This window comes from Acinetobacter sp. NIPH 2100, from assembly GCF_000369805.1.
Lineage (GTDB): Bacteria > Pseudomonadota > Gammaproteobacteria > Pseudomonadales > Moraxellaceae > Acinetobacter.
This window is the reverse complement of the sequence record NZ_KB850224.1, coordinates 2,338,447-2,356,074: the sequence shown is the minus strand read 5'-3', so window position 1 is coordinate 2,356,074 and position 17,628 is coordinate 2,338,447. Positions and strand designations below refer to the sequence as shown.

At 40.2% G+C, this 17,628-nt stretch carries 16 protein-coding genes; 12 read left to right on the top strand and 4 right to left on the bottom strand.

All coding sequences use genetic code 11. The features are described from left to right. The first annotated feature begins 6 nt into the window (after positions 1-6). The 5 genes from F887_RS06945 to F887_RS06965 all read left to right on the top strand — a co-directional run bounded on the left by F887_RS06945 (position 7) and on the right by F887_RS06965 (position 4,705). Positions 7-1,029 carry an ABC transporter substrate-binding protein gene (locus tag F887_RS06945; protein WP_005295045.1) on the top strand — a complete coding sequence of 341 codons (1,023 nt, stop codon included), beginning with the start codon at positions 7-9 and terminating at the stop codon, positions 1,027-1,029. Between the two features lie 134 nt (positions 1,030-1,163). Continuing rightward, the gene (locus F887_RS06950; RefSeq protein ID WP_005295042.1) at positions 1,164-2,291 is read left to right on the top strand and encodes a sigma-54 interaction domain-containing protein; all 1,128 of its coding nucleotides are present in this window, start codon (positions 1,164-1,166) and stop codon (positions 2,289-2,291) included. 196 nt (positions 2,292-2,487) lie between these two features. After that, positions 2,488-2,703, top strand: a complete 216-nt coding sequence (locus tag F887_RS06955) for a TOBE domain-containing protein (RefSeq protein ID WP_004654121.1) — start codon at positions 2,488-2,490, stop codon at positions 2,701-2,703. 70 nt (positions 2,704-2,773) lie between these two features. Next, complete coding sequence (locus F887_RS06960) at positions 2,774-3,598, top strand: ABC transporter ATP-binding protein (protein WP_005295041.1); 825 nt, start codon at positions 2,774-2,776, stop codon at positions 3,596-3,598. Positions 3,599-3,772: 174 nt separating this feature from the next. Then, the gene (locus tag F887_RS06965) at positions 3,773-4,705 is read left to right on the top strand and encodes a TauD/TfdA dioxygenase family protein (RefSeq protein ID WP_005295032.1); all 933 of its coding nucleotides are present in this window, start codon (positions 3,773-3,775) and stop codon (positions 4,703-4,705) included. 29 nt (positions 4,706-4,734) lie between these two features. Here the strand turns inward: F887_RS06965 and F887_RS06970 are convergent, their stop codons facing one another. Then, positions 4,735-5,352, bottom strand: coding sequence for a TetR/AcrR family transcriptional regulator (locus tag F887_RS06970; protein ID WP_005295029.1), 618 nt, complete (start codon positions 5,350-5,352; stop codon positions 4,735-4,737). Between the two features lie 488 nt (positions 5,353-5,840). On the opposite strand from F887_RS06970, the gene F887_RS06975 reads away from it, so the two are divergent. From F887_RS06975 to F887_RS06995, 5 genes are all read left to right on the top strand, one after another. Further along, complete coding sequence (locus F887_RS06975) at positions 5,841-6,800, top strand: metal-dependent hydrolase (protein WP_005295027.1); 960 nt, start codon at positions 5,841-5,843, stop codon at positions 6,798-6,800. Between the two features lie 286 nt (positions 6,801-7,086). After that, positions 7,087-8,061, top strand: a complete 975-nt coding sequence (locus tag F887_RS06980) for a metal-dependent hydrolase (RefSeq protein ID WP_005295025.1) — start codon at positions 7,087-7,089, stop codon at positions 8,059-8,061. Between the two features lie 38 nt (positions 8,062-8,099). After that, entirely contained in the window at positions 8,100-8,924 is an 825-nt protein-coding gene (locus tag F887_RS06985) for an SDR family NAD(P)-dependent oxidoreductase (protein WP_005295024.1), read from the top strand. A gap of 92 nt (positions 8,925-9,016) precedes the next feature. Then, entirely contained in the window at positions 9,017-10,537 is a 1,521-nt protein-coding gene (locus tag F887_RS06990) for a flavin-containing monooxygenase (RefSeq protein WP_005295022.1), read from the top strand. Positions 10,538-10,631: 94 nt separating this feature from the next. Then, the gene (locus F887_RS06995; protein ID WP_005295019.1) at positions 10,632-11,510 is read left to right on the top strand and encodes a class I SAM-dependent methyltransferase; all 879 of its coding nucleotides are present in this window, start codon (positions 10,632-10,634) and stop codon (positions 11,508-11,510) included. Positions 11,511-11,577: 67 nt separating this feature from the next. On the opposite strand, the gene F887_RS07000 is transcribed toward F887_RS06995, so the two are convergent. Further along, positions 11,578-12,354, bottom strand: coding sequence for a M48 family metallopeptidase (locus F887_RS07000; RefSeq protein WP_005295015.1), 777 nt, complete (start codon positions 12,352-12,354; stop codon positions 11,578-11,580). Positions 12,355-12,556: 202 nt separating this feature from the next. Next, positions 12,557-13,264: a cAMP-activated global transcriptional regulator CRP gene (gene crp, locus F887_RS07005; protein ID WP_005153934.1), complete on the bottom strand. Its 708-nt coding sequence runs from the start codon at positions 13,262-13,264 to the stop codon at positions 12,557-12,559. Between the two features lie 148 nt (positions 13,265-13,412). Between crp and F887_RS07010 the strand changes: the two genes are divergently transcribed. Then, the gene (locus tag F887_RS07010) at positions 13,413-13,835 is read left to right on the top strand and encodes an OsmC family protein (RefSeq protein WP_005295012.1); all 423 of its coding nucleotides are present in this window, start codon (positions 13,413-13,415) and stop codon (positions 13,833-13,835) included. A gap of 70 nt (positions 13,836-13,905) precedes the next feature. On the opposite strand, the gene F887_RS07015 is transcribed toward F887_RS07010, so the two are convergent. After that, positions 13,906-14,706 carry a M23 family metallopeptidase gene (locus tag F887_RS07015; protein WP_032862918.1) on the bottom strand — a complete coding sequence of 267 codons (801 nt, stop codon included), beginning with the start codon at positions 14,704-14,706 and terminating at the stop codon, positions 13,906-13,908. A 262-nt stretch (positions 14,707-14,968) separates the two neighbouring features. Between F887_RS07015 and clpB the strand changes: the two genes are divergently transcribed. Beyond that, on the top strand, positions 14,969-17,548 hold the full coding sequence (clpB, locus tag F887_RS07020; RefSeq protein ID WP_005295008.1) for an ATP-dependent chaperone ClpB: 2,580 nt from the start codon (positions 14,969-14,971) through the stop codon (positions 17,546-17,548). Positions 17,549-17,628 lie beyond the last annotated feature (80 nt).

Below are 17,628 nucleotides of genomic sequence, written 5' to 3'. Positions count from 1 at the left end.
ATCGACATGTTTAAGCAAGGCTGGGGAAAGCATCTATTTGATTTCAGTTGTATGCTGACATTATCGCTTATTTTGTTGGGATGTACAAAACCAGCATCGAAATTGACCACAGTCGATGGACTCGAATCTTTAGAATTTAAATATTTAGGTTCACCAGGCGTGGTTACACCATTGGAATTGGCTGAGGATTTAGGTTATCTCGCACCAATCAAATTAAGCTATCAGGGTGTTTCTACAGGAGGACCTCAGGGCATTCAATCGGCTTTGTCAGGTGATAGTGATATAAGCAGTCCAAGTTTTGCGGGCTCAGCCGTTAAAATGGTGGCCAGTGGTGTACCGGGAACCGTCGTTATTGCTGCCTATGGTACTTTTGATGATCCTTTTGCTGGTTATTATGTACTGGAAAATAGCCCAATTCATTCAGCCAGAGACTTAATCGGTAAAAAAGTCGGAACCAATATTCTGGGCGCACAAGTGGAATATATGCTCAAAACCTATTTAAAAAAAGGAGGACTTAGCCCTGAAGAAATCAATCAGGTAACGCTTGTGGTCTTGCCACCAGGTTCTTCAGAGCAAGCCCTAAGAAATGGTCATGTGGATTTAGCGCCTTTGACAGGACCATCAATTGAGCGGGGCGGTGTACGTCGTCTTTATCGGGATTATGATCTGGTCGGCGATCTGACGACTGGAACTTATGTTATGGCAAATCGCTATATTGCTGAACATCCAAATACTACCCGTAAAGTGGTAACGGGCATTGCCAAAGCAATTGAATGGTCTAGACAACAACCGAGAGATCAGGCGATTGCGCGTTTTGAACACATTTTGGAGAAACGTAAACGACCTGAAAATAGTGCTATGTTAAAATATTGGACACAGTGGGGAATTGCTAGTAACGCAGGGAAATTTAAAAATGATGATTTTACTATATGGGTCGATAATTTAATCTCTGAAGGACAGTTAAAACAAAATCAGATTGATTATAAAAAGATATATAGCAATCAATATAATGCATATAGCCCAAATTAAATCATCCTTGTAGTTTAATTGGAGTCTATTTCTATTTTAATAAATGGAAATAACAAAGGTGAATTATTGATTTCTATTTAAACAAATAGTCATGCAAGATAACTTCTCTTTTAGAACAATAGGGAAGTAAATGCATGTCATTCATTACTTATCCACAAAATCAGACTTTAACGCGAACTGAGCGGGCGACAGCTATGGTTTTTGAAGATCAAAAATCAAGAGATTTGCTGGATCGCATCGAACAGATTGCACCCAGTGAGGCGAGTGTCCTGATTATTGGCAATACTGGGACGGGTAAAGAACTGGTTGCACGTCAGGTACATATGATGAGCCAGCGTAGTCGTGGTCCTTTTGTGGCAGTAAATTGTGGCGCCTTTACAGAATCATTGGCTGAAAGTGAGTTATTTGGACATGAAAAAGGCGCATTTACAGGCGCAATCAATAGCAAGGCGGGTTGGTTTGAAGCGGCCAATCATGGCACGTTGTTCTTAGATGAAGTCGGTGATTTATCTCCAGCGATGCAGGTGAAATTATTACGGGTTCTGCAAGAGCGTGAAATTGTTCGAGTCGGATCACTCAAGCCAATTAAGTTGAATGTCCGTGTGATTGCGGCTACCAATGTCCATTTAGATGAGGCCGTTCAAGCAGGTAAGTTTAGAGAAGATTTATTTTATCGGCTGAATGTGGCACTGCTTAAAGTTTCACCTTTGGCAGAACGGCCTGGCGATATTTTGCCATTGGCTCATTTTTTTATTGCCCAATATTGCAAACGTTTGGGCTATCCAATAGCGACACTGAGTCCAAGTGCTGTCCAGAAACTCTTGACCTATGGCTATCCCGGTAATATTCGTGAACTGGAAAATGCCATTCACCATGCCTTACTGGTCTGCAAGAATCATCAAATTCAGCCGACTGACTTTTGCTTTGCATCTTTATCCAGTAGCTTGAATTTGCGACAGATTTCTGATTTGGAGAAGAGCACACACACCATTCCAAGAACAGATTTATTGCCTAAACAAATGTTGCAGCATGCGCTTCTGAATTTATTTGAATCATCGCATGCCTTGAAAAATGAAAATCTAGATCGCTTGATTGAAGAAGCAACGGTTCGGATCGCTTATGAATATTGCCATCGCAATCAGGTCCAAACAGCTAAGCTGTTAGGAATTAGTCGGAACATCGTGCGTGCAAGATTGGTCAAATATGGCTTAGTGGGAAACGATAAAGTGGTCAATATTATGTTGGAAGAATTATTGGGTTAATTGAAATCAATAATCAGGTGACAGTGTTTACCTTTTTATTGGTTGAAAATCACTTTGCTGAAAAAATAATAATCAATGATTTAAAATAAATATAACTTTTTAATCAAAAAATATTCAAAAATAATAGTTCTAAATATTTGTACATTTTCTAATATAGCTAAACATAACTTAATAAACAGATCTAAAGTGGTGAAAGATGAGTATTCCTCAAATTAATGTGCGTAACCAGTTTCGTGGTGTCGTTAAAGAAATTATTGAAGGTAGTGTTGTTTCTGAGGTAGATGTAGAAACACCTGCGGGAGTTTTTACTTCGGTGATTACCACACGATCAGTGAAAAACCTAAATTTAGAATTAGGTAGTGAAGTCATTGTTTTAATTAAATCTACAGAAGTTGCTTTGGCAAAACTATAGAGCGTCATATCAAAAATATAGTAAAGATTGATTTTATTATATTTTTGATTTCTGTTTTAGGGGGGCTAAAATGACATCATTAAATGTGGGTTCAGTAAAAATTAATCATCTCAATAAATCATATGGGCAGTATCAAGAACATGCCTTAACTGTATTGGATGATATTTCTTTAGAGATTAAAGCAGGGGAATTTGTCAGTATTGTCGGTAGTAGTGGTTGTGGAAAATCAACTTTATTACGTTTACTGGTCGGTTTGGATGATGAATTTGAAGGTAAGATTCTGGTCGATGGACAACCGATTCAAGGCACCAGTCTGGAGCGCGGTATTGTCTTTCAAGATCATCGATTATTTCCTTGGCTGAATGTGCAAGATAACATTCGGGTTGCATTATTAAATAGTAAATTAGCGCGTGCTGAACAGGATCAATTGATTGATGAACACATTGAATTGGTCGGCTTGAGCAAGTTTAAAGATGCTTACCCAGCACAGCTTTCAGGGGGGATGAGTCAACGTGTTGCGATTGCAAGAAGTCTGATTAATCGACCTAAAATCTTGTTGTTGGATGAACCTTTTGGGGCATTGGATGCACTCACACGTGCCAATCTACAAAAGGAGTTACAACGGATCTGGCAAACTGAAAAAATTACCATGATTATCGTGACCCATGATGTCGAGGAAGCCGTTTTTCTGGGTGATCGTGTTGTGGTAATGCAACCTAATCCTGGTCGAATTAAACGAATTGTTCCTGTTCATTTACCGCATCCACGTGTCCGAGAAGACGTTCGACTTGCTGCGATTAGAAATGATATTTTGACAGATTTTAGTCATGCAACTGAAGATCATTTAATTATCCCGCCAGTTAAAGATTTTAATCAATTTCAGTTTGCTTGGTAAGACCAAGTGAACTGAATTTTATAATCATAAAAATAAATAAATTAATATAAAAATATTGGTTCTTATATTTCACGGTTTGCATATATTTAAATAGATCACTAATTTTGTGATTGGGGAATCGTGAATAAAGCTAAATGCTTTAAAAAATATAATGAATGATTTAAAGGAAAGAAAATGACCGTACTCACACAACTTTCAGCCGCGATCGAGAGTGCACCGCGTTGGCATGAATACAAGAAGCATAGTTTAGATACCGTGCACATCACACCCATCGAAGGCGCATTGGGGGCGATTGTGACAGGTTTGGATGCCAGTAAACCTCAAAGCGGGGAAGTGATCCTCAAGCTGAAAAAGGCATTGCATGAACATCTAATTCTGGTTTTCAAGTCACAAGACTTGGAAGACAATGACTTACTAGCCTTTGCGAGTTATTTTGGTGGGATTTTCCGTCCGCCAACAGATATTCCTGTATTGGCAACGCGTAATGATACCAACGCACCGCCTGATATTGTACCCGTATCTAATGCAGTTGGAGAGGGGGATTATACTGGTCATGGCGAACTTACCCCGCATAGTGACCATCACTGGACCCCCCAGCCTTCTAGTGGATCTTTGCTTTATGCAATTGAACTTCCAAAAGATGGCGGTGCAACCAGTTGGTATAACACTGTTCAGGCGTATGAAGACCTAGATCAGGAAACCAAAGACGAAATCGAAGGGTTGCAGTTGATTACGTATAATCCATTTTTGCGCTTGAAGGATAAAACCTCGATTCCAAAGTATCGCTTTTCTGATCAACCGATATTAGGTGCTGCATTTCCACATCCATTGGTTCGTACACATTCTGAGAGTGGTCGACGTGGTATTTATCTGGACGCACAGACCGAAGTTGAAGTTGTAGGCTATGATGACCAAAAGGGTGCCGCGTTGATCGAACGCTTAAGAGCGCATATCGTCAAGCCTGAATATCGTTATGAACACCAGTGGGAAATTGGAGATATCGTCTATTGGGATAATCAATTGACCTTGCATTCACGTACAGCTTTTCCTGCCGAGCAACGTCGTTTGCTGAAACGTGTCAGCTTGGCAGGTGCAAGACCATTCTAGAGTTAAACTGAGCCAGTGGAAGCTGGCTTTTAATTTCCTGCTTTTGCCAATTCTGCTTCGATATAGCTAATAATCATGGTGCTTAAACCTTTGACCATTTCATCAAAGCTGATTTGCGGATTGGGTAAAATCAAATGACGTGCCACATTGAAGATACTGCTATTAATACTGATATAAGCAGTCACGCTGAGATTATTGACCTTTAGGTAACGAGGATGGCGAATCATATATTTCATCAAAACTTCCATCAGTGCCATTTCGATCTGACCAATATATTTTTCATATTTAAGTTCAGTCGCATATCTTAGGCAGATGAGATAGCGGTCATCATCGCGGGTCAGTAGATCTCTAAAGGTATAGAAAATCATTTCAAATAAAGGTTCTAACTCCTGTTCAATGATGATTGGCGTGAGTTCCTTGACCATATCCAATACTTCTTTGACAAAAGTTCTGGCCATTGCATCATAAATTTCTTCTTTATTTTTAAAATACTCATATAAAGAGCCAACACTGACACCCGCAATATCTGCAATATGTCGTGTGGTTGTGCCACTGGTGCCGTTACTGGCAACTGCAATGAAACCAGCTTCGATAATGGTATCTACGGTTACTTTTGAGCGTGATTGACGTGGTTTACGAGTCGCCATAAGCTTTTATTGTTAAAATCCGAACATAATGTCAGATTAACATGTGCTGGAATCCTATGAAAGGGTCGCTTAATTAATCCGAACAAATAAAATTACATGCATTTTAATATTTATATTTTTTCTGTAATAAAAATGAGTTCATGAAGATTAATCTTGATTTTGGCTTATGAGATTAGTCTTTTAATTTTAAATATATGCATGATAATAAAAGTAAAAAATATAATTAAGTTGTTCTTATTTGTGTTTTAAAAAATTGATAAGAACCACTTTTTATGAAGAATTTATCTATTCAAACTTTGGAAATTACCCGAATTGAATCCGAACATAAGATCGGTTTAAAGTAATTTCATATCAGGATCAGGTTCAAAAAAATCTCCCGAATATTTTTTCAGACTTCTCAAATGACTAAGAAAGATGAAAAGAGATGAACCCGATGCAACGCATGTCAAAGGGCAAATGACGCTCAAGTGAAGTAGGTAGGTGTAGCCATGATTAGCAGCACATTAAAGAAAGGTTTAAGTTTATTTAAATCTAACCCAATAACTGAGCAAATCGATTTTGCGAGTAAAAAAAGTATTCCAATTCGTCACTTGGCCATCGGGTTTGAAGGGAAAGAAGTTGATCTCTCATTTTATATGAACAATCAATTCGCTACGATTTTCTTCGCTACGCTTTCAGTATTTTTAACCTATGGCGAAGACTTGGTGATTGAAACAGCACGTCATCATCGCGATCAATTGAAAGATCCGATCTTGAGACAGCGTGTGACTTCATTGATTGGTCAGGAAGCGATCCATTCAAAATTACATAATGAATTTAACGATGCAATTGTTGATCTTGATTATCCAGTGCGACTCTATCGTTTCCTAGGTGAACAGTTCTTCGATCATATTTTCTTGAAATTCCCGCAACCGCTGAAACTGTCATTGATGGCTGGGATTGAACATTTTACCGCAGTATTGGCGGAATACATGATGGCGCATGAGCAGAACTTCTATTTCTCTGATGATGCAAAAACCCGCGCCTTGTGGATGTGGCATATGCTTGAAGAATCAGAGCATAAAGATGTTGCCTATGATGTTTATCAAACACTGAATGGTAATTATGCCTTACGCATCTCAGGCTTCTTGCTGGCTTATTTCACCATTCTTGGGTTGATTCCGTTCTCGGCAACCATGGTGCCGATCTTACGTAAGCCACAAGAAATGTTGACTTCGAAATTCTGGAAAGATGCACGACGTGGCGTCAAGCTGATCTTTAGTCCGAAGGATGGAGTTTTTGGAAGTACCCAAGGTCGTATTTTTGATTATTTACGTACGGATTTCCATCCAAATGATCATGATGCAACCGCTTATTTTGAATACTACGAAAAGAAACTTTTATCAGAAGGTGGTGCATTGCATCCATTCTTTGTAAAAGAGTTCACGCCTAAGGTACAAGCGGCTTAATTTTTGAATCAGATAGCTAAGTAGAGTGCGGTGAAATAAAGGGAATAGGTTGGCAAAAAAGCTCAATGTCTTATGAGCAGTTTGGTTCTTGTTGCCGTTATTTCGCTCATGCACTATGCAAATAACCATTCTCAGCTGACCCGTGTATGGGGTGATGCGTCCCAACTTAAAGTTTAAGAATCGAAGTCGTTAAAGTTGCAGAAATAATCTTATAGACAACTTTACGATTTTTGATGGATGTATTGCGGTTTGATTTTATTTTTACTCTCTCTATGGGAATTAAGACATGGTCGCTCAAGTTCTTCGAAATGTCTTCTCAGACAAACTCAGTACCAAATATCAGGGCATTATTCAAAATCTGGCGAATAAATCACCTATTCCAATTCGTCATTTTGATTTCAAGTTCAATCCAAATGAATTGGATGAAAAGTTTTTTTTAAATAAAGAGTTAGCAACCTCTTATTTTCATGCTTTATCCATCTTCCTAACTTTTGGTGAAGATGTGGTCATCGATACTGCACGTCATCATCGTGATTTTATTGAAGACCCGATTTTAAAACAAAGACTAACGTCTTTGATTGGGCAAGAAGCGATTCATTCAAAAATCCACAATCAGTTTAATGATGAAGTGTTGAAAGAAAATGGTTATCCAGTTGAATTGCTTCGCGCAATTGCAGGCAAAGTTTTCGAATATGGCATCTATAAACTTCCACAGTCTTTACAGCTTTCATTGATGGCAGGCATTGAACATTACACTGCTGTGCTTGCTGAATTCATGATGCAGCATGAAGAATATCTATTGGGTTCTCAAGATGAAAGACAGCGTGCCATGTGGATGTGGCATATGTTGGAAGAGTCTGAGCATAAAGATATTGCATACGATGTTTTTTTAGAATTATCAGGTAATTATTGGCTCAGAGTGACAGGTTTCTTGCTGGCAAGTTTAACTATTTTAGGTGGCGTTTCGTTGGGTGGCTATTTGATGCCATTTGTACGCAAGCCAAGCAACCTGATTAATCCTCGTTATATGAAAGATATTGTGGAAAGTACAGCTTTACTGTTCGGTAGCGAGCGTGGGGTATTCGGAAGTAGCTTTATGCACATTCTTGAATATCTACGTCCAAGTTTTCATCCAAATGACCACGATACCACAGCGTATATGGCGTATTACAAAGAACGTTTATTAAATCCTGAAACAGGTTTATTAAGCCCTTATTTCCTGAAAGAGTTTGTACCACCTGTACGTGCAGCGACTGCATAACTTGGTCCAGATCAATACGAGATTATTGGAAAGCAAAGATGAAATTATTTGGGAAAAAAACCAAACCTAGCCAAAAAGCATTCGCTGTGGTGACAGGTGCAGGAAGTGGGATTGGTCGTAGTTTTGCACTTGAACTGGCAAAACGTGGCGGCACAGTGGTGTGTTCGGACATTAACCTTGATGCAGCCAAAGAAACGGTCAGCTTAATGGAGGCACTTGGAGCAAAAGCCTTTGCTGTGCAATGTGATGTTGCCAAAGAAGAGCAAGTCAACCAATTGGCTGAACAGGCTCAACAATTGATGCAGAACCCAGTCACATTGGTGATTAATAATGCAGGGATCGGTTTAGGGGGCAAGTTTGATGAAATGTCTTCTGAAGACTGGCATTGGTGCATGAATATTAATTTGTGGGGGGTGATCCACGGCTGCCGTGCTTTTGTACCGAAGTTTAAACAACTTGGTCATGGCGCAATTATCAATGTGGCATCAGCAGCATCTTATACGGCAGCACCAGAAATGACTGTGTATAACGTGTCTAAAGCAGGTGTTCGTGCTCTGTCAGAAACACTTTCGGCTGAACTGCGAAAATCCAATATTAAGGTCAATGTACTTTGTCCAACCTTGGTACCGACCAATATCATTAAAAATGGCAAAGTCCCACATAAAGGGCTGTTGGATTATGCGTTGACTAATTTGGCTTTTACCACCAGCGACAAGGTAGCCAAATTGACCTTAGATCGTTTGGACAAAGGTGAGCTTTATACCATCCCACAAATCGACGCCAAGTTATTTTGGTTGATGAAACGTACCGCACCGAACTTATATGCAAAATTCTTAGGCACATCATATCGATTTATGAAGTAATCACTTCGGATAAAAGATTTTAAACACTGAAATAAGACCAAACTCAATTGGCGATAGGCGTATTTCAGTTGAATGAATAAAGGATATTTTAAATGACAGCTCAAGCAAAAAAATTAAACTCAGCTGAAGGAAAGGCTTTACCACCACATATCTATGATAGTTTTATCGTGGGTGCTGGAATTTCTGGTATCGCAACGGCGATTCGTCTTGATCAGGTCGGTTATAGCAACTACAAGATCATTGAGAAGGCGACACGTGTGGGTGGCACCTGGCGTGAAAATACTTACCCAGGTTGTGGCTGTGATGTACCATCGGCGTTGTATTCATATTCATTTGCACCCAGTGCCAAATGGAGTCATCTGTTTGCTCGCCAACCTGAGATTCTAAGCTATCTAGAAGAAGTCAGCGAAAACTTCAATGTCAGCTCAAAAATTGAATTTGGTACAGAGTTGCTCAATGCGGCATGGGATAAAGAGCGCAATCTGTGGGTGATTGACACCAATAAAGGTCAAAACCTATCCAGAACTGTGGTTTTTGCAACAGGTCCAATTACCGAAGCGCAAATTCCAAAACTTGAAGGTCTAGAAACCTTTAAAGGCGAAATGTTCCATTCAGCGAAATGGAATCATGATTATGATCTGACAGGCAAGCGTATCGCTGTGATTGGGACAGGTGCATCAGCGATTCAGTTTGTTCCTCAGATTCAGCCATTAGCAAAAGAATTGTACGTGTATCAACGTACAGCGCCGTGGGTGGTACCAAAGCCAGATACAGATCTAGGTGATATTAGTAAATCATTGATTGAGAAGTTTCCACTGATTCAAAAAACATGGCGTCAAGCGGTTGCACAATCGTTGAATGCAATTAATTTCGGCTTACGTAATCCAGCCGTGTTAAAACCTGTTGGCGAATTGGCAAAATTGATTTTACGTTTCCAGATTGAAGATCCTGAATTACGTAAAAATGTAACACCGAACTTTACGATTGGCTGTAAGCGTTTGCTGTTCGCTAATAATTATTATCCTGCATTACAACAACCGAATACTAAACTGATTCCACATGGATTGGTGAAAGTAGAAGGCAATACGGTTGTGTCTGCAAATGGTGAACGTCATGAAGTCGATGTGATCATTTGGGGAACAGGTTTTGAGGTTTCTCATCCACCGATTGGCAAGCGTGTGTCAAATGAGAAAGGCGAGTGCCTGAATGATTTGTGGAAGAGCACTTCACCAGAAGCATATTTAGGCACCAGTATTGAGAATGTCCCGAATGCTTTCCTTGTCCTAGGGCCAAATGTCTTGGTGTATGATTCATTCATTGGTTTGGCTGAAGCACAACTTGATTATATCGTTGATGGTTTACTGAAAATCAAAGAAAAGGGCATCAGTAAGTTGAATATTAAGCCTGAAGTGATTAAGCATCATAATGAGCTGGTGCAAAAACACCTGAAAACAACAGTATTTAACGCGGGCGGATGTAAGAGCTACTATTTAGATGCGAATGGCCGTAACTTTGCTGCATGGCCGTGGTCATTGAAAAAGTTAAAGCAACGTTTGAAACGTATGGACTTGAATGATTATCAAGTGACTTATCAGACTGAAAAAACCAACTGATTTTAGATTAATCATCAAACAGCAGTAAATTTTATCTCAGGGTAGAATTTGCTGCTTATTTTTTGCAAAACAGCAATAAAAATGGGGAATAAAAATGAAAGAAGGACGATCGAGTCGCACCGCTGAAGCTGCCGCAGCATTACGTGCCAATCATTTTCAAAATGCTGAAAATCCAGTATTTTCTGATCCTTTTGCATTTGAGTTAACCAGTAAGGGTTGGAAGAAATTATTAACCACTTCGTTGACCGTCAAAGTCATGAACTCCGCTGTGTTCAATCGCACTTTTGGCTTATTAACCGGGCAAGTGGTCGGACGTTCAAGATATGCAGAAGATTTGCTTGAGCACGCAATCGCGAAGGGAATTCAACAATATGTGCTCGTAGGAGCAGGCTTAGATTCTTTTACCTTACGACAGGCCCAGAAATACCCACAGTTAAAAATCTTTGAAGTCGACCACCCAGATACCCAAGCAGCAAAACAAAGCAAATTACGCCAATTTGGAGTGCTTCCAGCAAATGTTGAGTTTGTTGCAATCGATTTTGAAAAAGAATCAATTGCAGATGCTTTAGCCCGGAGTACGTTCAAGCTGGATCAAGCTGCTTTTTTCTCATGGTTGGGGACGACACACTATCTAGAACCAGGAACGACCCTAAGTACATTGGTAAGTATTTCTCAGATAGCAGCACAGGGAAGCGAAGTGGTCTTGGACTATTCGGTTGACTATCGTGAGCTAGAGGGTATAGAGCGTTTAGGAGCGTTGTTTGTGTCGCAATTTACTCGTTTTTTAAAAGAACCATTAAAAGGGCAATTTAGACCCAAAGCATTGCATCAGGCAGTAGAACAAATGGGATATATCGTCACCGAGGATTTATCAGGGGATGGATTAACTGAGCGTTATTTTTATGCACGACCAGATCATATCCGTCATACAGTTGCGACGCATATGCTACATCTGCGTATGCTCAAAGCTTAATTTTTTATTCTATTGTTGTTTTAAAAAGGCCCTTCAATTCTACGCTGAGAATTGAAGGGCTTCTTGCTTAGCGACGTTTATTATAAAGCGCTAAAGCGGCAGGTAAGTTTTTACGCATATCACTAATACGTTGTGTATTTGATGGGTGAGTTGACAAGAATGAACTGCCACCAGCGCCATCGAGACGATTCATTTTTTCCCAAAGACTAATCGCAGCATTTGGGTTATAGCCTGCTTTTGCCATCAACATTAAACCACCGTAATCGGCACGGCTTTCCAAATTACGTGAGTAAGGTAGACCCACACCTACTTGGCTGCCTAAATCGATTGCAGCACTACCAAGATCACCGATACTGCTACCTGCGTATGATTTACCAATACCAATCGCAAGATTTGTTAAAGCTTGAGCACCAATTTTACTTTTTGCATGTTCTTCCAAAGCATGTGTCATTTCATGACCCATAATTGCCGCAATTTCGTCATTGGTCAGATTAAGCTTGTTGACAATGCCTGTATAGAAAACCACTTTACCACCTGGCGCAACATAAGCATTAACGGTATCAGATTTTAATACAGCCAGCTGCCAGTCAAAGCGTTGGCCAGTCTGGTTCATTTGGTCTGCATAAGGCTTTAAGCGCTGGAAGACAGTATTGATACGTTGATAAGTACTTGAGCTGCTATCCAGTTGATTTTTAGCACGCGCTTCTTGCGTCATTTTAGAGAAGCCTTGTGCTGATTGAGCATTCAAGGTTGCGCTGTCGGCACCTGCCATATCTGCGAAAGATGCGCAGCCAGAAATTGTCATTACAGTAACAGCACAAAGGCTTAAAGCTAACTTCTTCATACTTATTCTCTCCAAATCAGTATCTTATGAATATAGTCGTGATTAGGGAGGATTATAAAAAATGTTGACAGCAGTTAACATTCTGAATACCTCTATAATCATTGTAATTATGTAATCAGCGGCTGTTGTAGATTTGATTGAAAAAATTAAAGCCAGTGACGGGCACTGGCTTTAATTCGAACGCATTTGATCTCAGATCAAATTAATCCTCTTCATCATACTCTTCTTCAGCAAAAGTATTTTCTTCTAAAGAAGCGTCAAAAATTAAGATGGCTTTACCGTCAGTTTGAATCATGCCTTGATCTTCAAGCGTCTTGAGTACGCGTCCAACCATTTCACGAGAACAACCCACGATACGACCAATTTCTTGACGTGTGATACGAATCTGGCGACCATTTGGCAAAATCATTGCTTCAGGTTGCGCAGATAAGTCAATTAAACAGCGAGCAATACGACCAGACACATCGATGAAGGCAAGATCTGTTACTTTACGCGTTGTATTTTTAAGACGACGTACCAGTTGAGCAAACACAGCGTAACTTAGATCTGGGTATTGTTTACTTAACTCGTGGAAGTTGTCATAAGAAATTTCTGCAATTTCGCATACATCTCGAGTACGTACTTCTGCGGTACGCTGAGGGTTCTTTTCAAAAAGCCCCATTTCACCAAAGAAGTCACCAGGGTTTAAGTAGGCAACGACGATTTCACGTTCATCATCTTCACGTAAAATAATTGACACTGAACCTTTTAATATTAAATACAGTGATTTTGATTCAGTTCCAGCGTCAACAATCGCGGTGCGTTTAGGGTATCTGTTAATATGAGCACGTTTTAGCAATGCTTTAACTGATTCAGGTAGTTGACCTGGAGACAAAGCATCAGTGCTAAGTTGTGAAAAATTTGAAGTCATGCTTAAAATTTCCGAATTTGGATAAAACCGATCGCACAGGCCCTTGCTAGAGCCTTTTCTACACAGAAGAGATGAAATTCCTTATCAACTCATTTTATGTTAGTGTACAAGAACACAGTAAATTTATAACGTTTTTCGGGTAGTTGCAATGCAAACAAGTGTACATTGGTTAGAGAATGTTGCTTTTGAGGCAAAATCAGAAAGTGGCCACACTGTGGTGATGGACGGTTCTGCTGAATATGGGGGTGAAAACCGTGGTCCACGTCCTATGGAATTGATTTTAATGGGACTTGGTGGGTGTGCTTCGTTTGATATTGTGACCATTTTAAAGAAATCTCGCCAAGATGTGACGGGTGTCGTATGTCAGCTTAAGGCGGAAAGAGCAGATTCGATTCCAGCCGTGTTCACTAAAATCCATTTACATTTCGTGGTGACAGGTAAAGCAGTAAAAACCAAGCAAGTTGAAAAAGCGGTTGAACTTTCAGCGGAGAAATATTGTTCAGCAAGTAAAATGCTTGCGGATGGTGGTGTTGAAATTACCCATGATTTTGAAATTGTTGAAGCCGCATAAAGCTTAAATTATTAAGTTTTGCTAAAAAGTGATCTATTTTTATAGATCACTTTTTTATAAGCTTTTCTTTTTATTTTAGAAATAATTGTGGGTCTACCCGAGCATTATTCAAGCTCATGCCCCAATGTAAATGAGGACCTGTAACTCGTCCCGTATTTCCCACTAGTCCAAGTATTTCGCCCTGACGGATTTGCTGTCCCTTTTCTACGCTAATTTTACTCAGATGGCAGAACATACTGATTAAGCCCTGACCGTGGTCAATCAGCACCGTATTACCATTAAAGAAATAATTTCCAGTTTGCACCACCACACCATCAGCAGGGGCAACGACTTTTTGTCCAACTGGCGCAGGAATATCTAGGCCAGAATGTGGCGCACGTTCTTCACCATTAAAAAAGCGTTTACGTCCGAAAGAGTTGCTGAATTTACCAGCAGTTGGTCGAATAAAATTTGGGAATTTTGTCCATGTGCTTTGACTAAACGAGCTATAAATATCATTTTGCTCTTTGGCTTCACGTGCATAACGATCCAATTGCTCTTGCTTTGGATTGACGTAATCCTGATTTTTGACGTTGAGGCGCTGCTCAGCATAGGGATATGGCTTAAGCTCAATTTGAATCGGACTGTTATTGGTTTTTAAGGTGAGTGGACCGAGAGGCGCAGATAAAGGGATACCAAACACAGCATAACGTTGTGAGCCTTCCTGCGTAATCAGTACAGGATTTTGTTCATAAAACACTTGAGTGGTGTTTGCTTCTAGAGGAATAACCGCAATCCCACCAGCTCGTCTTGAGTCTTGTGGCAGTTGGGCAAAAGCAATATGAAGTGGAAGAAGGCAAGCGGCTGCCAGATAGATTCGTTTTAAATACATGATCATCATTATGTGTAAAGTAAAGCTGTAAGCTAAAAGGTTCTGCTTAAAAGTACAATATCGGTGGTGTGCAAAACAGAATAGGTAGCAAAATTATACAAAATATACTTGAAATAGATTGTTTTTGTACCCATATTAAAGCTGAGTCTTATATTTTTTATTTTATATAAAATATTGAAAAATATATAAATTTTATTTGAAATTTTAAAAAGTGTTCCCATCTAAGTGATAAGTTAAAAATTTGTTGTGAGGAATAACAAGAATGCGATTTGAAAAATTTACAAACCGCTTACAGCAAGCACTCTCAGATGCACAATCATTGGCTATGGGTAAGGATCATACTGCAATTGCAGGGATTCATATCTTAACATCTTTATTAGAAGAGCCGGCCAATCTGAGTCTATTGCAACAAGCGGGTGCGCGTTTACCAGAGTTAAAACAGAAACTTGAACAAGCGGTGCAAAATGCACCTACTTTGGCCAATCCGACAGGTGATATTAATCTGAATCCTGAAGCGGTCAAGGCACTCAATTTAGCTGACCGTTATGCACAGAAAGCAGGTGATGAGTTTTTATCCACGGATTGGGTATTGCTGAGCTTGGCAGAAACGGGCGAAACCAAAACTATTTTAAATAGTGTGGGTGTGACACCAGAAAATTTACGCAAGGTAATTGAAAATATTCGAGGAAATGACAAAGTCATGAGTAACAATCACGAAGATCAACGTGACTCACTAAATAAATATACCATCGATTTGACTGAGCGTGCCTTGGCAGGGAAGTTAGACCCTGTGATTGGTCGAGATGATGAGATTCGTCGTACCATTCAGGTGCTCTCTCGTCGTACCAAAAACAACCCTGTACTGATTGGTGAACCAGGGGTCGGTAAAACTGCGATTGTAGAAGGGTTGGCGCAGCGTATTATCAATGGTGAAGTACCAGAAAGCTTAAAGAACAAGCGTGTACTTTCACTTGACTTGGGTTCATTACTTGCGGGTGCAAAATATCGTGGTGAATTTGAGGAACGTTTAAAAGCAGTTCTTAAAGACCTAGCAAAACATGAAGGCGAAATCATCCTGTTTATCGACGAGCTTCATACCCTCGTGGGCGCAGGTAAAGGCGATGGCGCGATGGATGCAGGGAATATGCTCAAACCTGCCTTAGCGCGTGGTGAACTCCGTTGCGTGGGTGCAACGACTTTAGATGAGTATCGTCAATACATCGAGAAAGATGCTGCGCTTGAGCGTCGTTTCCAAAAAGTGTTGGTGGATGAGCCAAGTGTTGAAGACACCATTGCGATTCTACGTGGTCTAAAAGAGAAATATGCGACCCATCATGGTGTACAAATTTTAGACTCAGCGATTATTGCTGCGGCGAAAATGTCTCATCGCTATATCACTGATCGTCAGTTACCCGATAAGGCAATTGATTTGATTGATGAAGCGGCATCACGTATCAAGATGGAAATCGACTCTAAGCCAGAAGCTTTGGATAAATTAGATCGCCGTTTAATTCAGTTGAAAATGCAATTGGAAGCGGTGAAAAAAGATGAAGATGTTGGCAGTAAAGCTGAAGTTAATCATCTTGAACAGCAAATTGCTGAAAAGCAAAAAGAGTACAATGACTTAGAAGAGATTTGGAAAGCTGAAAAAACACTGGTTGAAGGTGATAAAAAAGCACAAGTCGAACTGGATCAAGCGCGTAGTGCTTTGGAAAAAGCAAAACGTGAAGGTGATTTGGCCGAAGCTGCGCGCTTGCAATATGGTGTAATTCCTGAATTGCAGAAACGCTTAGAGCAAGCTGAAGTTGCAGAGGAAAACGAAGAACCGAAGTTGATTCGTACCAAAGTGACTGAGAATGAAATTGCTGAAGTCGTTAGTGCGGCAACAGGTATTCCTGTGACCAAAATGCTGCAAGGTGAGCGTGAAAAACTGCTGAAGATGGAAGAGTTTTTACATAATCGTGTGGTGGGACAAGATGAAGCCGTGGTTGCGGTGTCTAATGCGGTACGTCGTTCACGCGCTGGCTTATCTGACCCGAATCGTCCAAGTGGATCATTCTTGTTCCTTGGTCCGACAGGTGTCGGTAAAACAGAGTTAACCAAAGCATTGGCCAACTTCTTGTTCGACAGCGATGATGCCATGATCCGGATTGATATGTCAGAGTTTATGGAAAAACATTCGGTCAGTCGTTTGGTTGGTGCACCTCCGGGCTATGTGGGCTATGAAGAAGGTGGTGTTTTAACTGAGGCCGTACGCCGTAAGCCATATAGTGTGGTGCTATTTGACGAGGTGGAAAAAGCGCATCCGGATGTATTCAATATTTTATTGCAAGTCTTGGATGATGGTCGCTTAACTGACTCACAAGGTCGTGTGGTTGACTTTAAAAATACGGTCATCGTAATGACCTCTAACTTGGGCTCACAAGATGTACGGGAGCTGGGTGAAGGGGCGATAGATGATGAAGTACGAACTGTGGTCATGAATGCCGTAACACAGCATTTCCGTCCAGAGTTTATTAATCGTATTGATGAGTTGGTGATTTTCCATTCACTGCAAAAAGCACAGATTCGTGGTATTGCAGATATTCAGTTGGATCGTTTACGTTCACGTTTGAGTGACCGTGATATGGGCTTAACAGTAGATGACACTGCATTCGATCTGTTAATCGATGCTGGTTTCGATCCGATATACGGAGCACGTCCATTGAAACGCGCTATTCAGCAACAAGTGGAGAATAGTTTGGCTCAAAAAATCCTATCTGGTGAATTTCAGGCTGGCGATAACATTTTAATCAAAGGTGAAAATGGTCATCTTGTATTTGATAAAATGAAATTGAGCTAAGTTTAAGTTTTAATGTTTGACCAAAAAGATGGTGATGTAAGTCACCATCTTTTTTTGTATTGGTGCAACTGGTCTGATTT